Genomic DNA, 2,106 nt, shown 5'->3' on the forward strand with positions numbered 1-2,106 from the left:
GCCCCTCGACATTTTGCGACGTGCTGTCGGCGCGCCACGAGGCCGGTGCGGTGACACCGGAGCCTTGAGGCAGGATGAAATCCCCTTTCTGACACCCATCGAGCAGCAAGGGCAGGGCAGCCAGCCCCGCCATCAGACCGGTGCGGCGAAGGCGGCTCACGAGGCACCATCCTTTGCCACGGATCGCGCTTGCGGATTGGTTGCGGGAGGCGCAGCCGCAGTGCTTGTTCCAGGCGTCGCGACATAGGATTCCACCGACATGCCCGGAGCAAGTCTCTCGGCATTGGGCTGGTTGGGGTCGATCGCGATATAGATGCCGATACGCTGCGGGATCTTCACGAAGTTGCCCGTCGCGTTATCGGGCTTCACCACGGCGAACTCCGAGCCGGTCGCCGGGGCGATGCGAAACACATGGCCCGTGAATTTCTGGCCGTTCAGCCCGTCCACCGTGAACGACGCGGCCTGTCCCACGCGGATATTGCCCGTCTGGGCTTCCTTGTACTCCGCCACCACCCATCGCTCGTTCGGCACCAGCGAGAAGAGAGCCGTTCCCGCGCCTACATAGGCACCGATATGCGTGCCCCCCGTGCGGCCGATGACCCCGTCACTTGCGGCACGTATGTGGGTGCGGTTCAGATCGATACGCGCAGAGTCGAGTGCGGCCTGGGCCTGACGGACATCGGCACTCAGGACATCTTCCTGCACATCGGCTGATTTCACATCCGCCTCTGCCGCGCGCACATCGGCCTGGGCCTGGCGCAGCGAAGCCTCGTCAGAATGGAAGCTGTCCAGCCCCGCGTCATATTCCTTCTGCGAGACGCTCTGATCGCCCACGAGTGCGGCCTGGCGACGATGATCGGCGCTGCTATGCGTCAGATGGGCGCGCGCTGTCATGAGGGCTGCCTGGCGCTGGTCAAGCTTTGCGCGAGCCGATGCCTGGTTCTGCCTGTTATTGATCAGGGCTGCCTGACGGCTGCCGAGATCGGCCTCTGCCTGGGCCACGCGCGCCAGATAGGTGCTCTGATCGATCTGGACCAGAAGCTGACCCTTATGCACGGGTGCATAATCGGTGACATAGACCCCTTCGATATAGCCCGGAACTTCGGGGGCTACGATGGTCACGTGACCTTGCAGATAGGCATCATCCGTGCTGACGCCCTCCACACCGAAAGGGGCGAGATCGAACGCGGCAAGCACGCACGCGATCACGATCACGGCCAGCAGGGCAACCAGAGCCAGAATGGGCAGGGTGCGCTTTGGCGGATGCCATGCCGCTGGTTGCACGGGCTTCTGGTCAGAGGGGGAGGCGGATGTTTCTGTCATGAGAGGCGTCTGTTCGAAAGGGTCAGGAAGTGATTGCAGAGCATGATGAGGACGATGAGCGCCGCTGCGGCGAGAGCGAACACGCTGACGAAACCGAACACGTTCAGATAGCCCATGACCGCAGCCTGGTCTGACAGCGTGTTCGAGATCGAGGAGACGCCAATTGAGGAACTGACGAGCGATGACGAGGCGGTTTCCGAAAGCCGCGATGCAAATCCCACCATCGCATAACGCTCGTAATAATACTGAATGCTGCCAAGCAGGGCTGCGCCGGTCACGCTGCCAACGCTTTGTGTGATGGCGAAGACATAGATCGTCGAGATGAAGTGGCTCGTATCCGATTTCAGTACAAGGATGACGCCGTAGAGCAGGGCGGGACCGACGAAGAGCGTGGTGCCAAAGCCAAGCAGCATCTGCGAGACATACATGTTCGATGGACGGGTGAGGCCGTTACTGCCGGCATCCATCCACGAGGCGAGGGCAATGGCCAAAAGGGCGACGATGCATTGGAAGGGAATAGCTTTGGGAGACAAGGTCAGACCCATCGCCGTTGTGCCCGCGACCATGCCCAGGATCACGAAAAGATAGAGCGTATGATACTGGTCGTTGAGCAGACCGGCATGGGAAAGCAGCCCGGTCGCCCCCGAACTCTGCTCGGAGAGCAGCAGGCGCTCGACGATGGCCACGACGGCAAAGCGCAGGATCGTGCCGGTACTGAGCCAGTTGATCTGTAGCAGCGGTCGCGTACGGCAACTCTCGAATGCGAAAGCCAGATCGGAAGAG

1 protein-coding gene and 1 pseudogene are annotated in these 2,106 nt (G+C 61.6%); both read right to left on the minus strand.

Annotated features, from left to right (window positions below; translation table 11 throughout):
* Window positions 1-156 precede the first annotated feature (156 nt).
* Window positions 157-1,323, minus strand: a complete 1,167-nt coding sequence (locus C0V97_RS18015) for an HlyD family secretion protein (RefSeq protein ID WP_127101337.1) — start codon at window positions 1,321-1,323, stop codon at window positions 157-159.
* Window positions 1,320-2,106 (minus strand): annotated as a pseudogene (locus C0V97_RS18510) (MFS transporter); the annotation flags it as partial. The gene C0V97_RS18015 and the pseudogene C0V97_RS18510, both read right to left, overlap by 4 nt.

It is taken from the genome of Asaia sp. W19, assembly GCF_003994335.1.
Lineage (GTDB): Bacteria > Pseudomonadota > Alphaproteobacteria > Acetobacterales > Acetobacteraceae > Asaia.

What these genes read in the sequence shown, in the direction of transcription:
- C0V97_RS18015 (WP_127101337.1), bottom strand. Translation starts at nt 1,323, where the DNA reads ATGACAGAAACATCCGCCTCCCCCTCTGACCAGAAGCCCGTGCAACCA.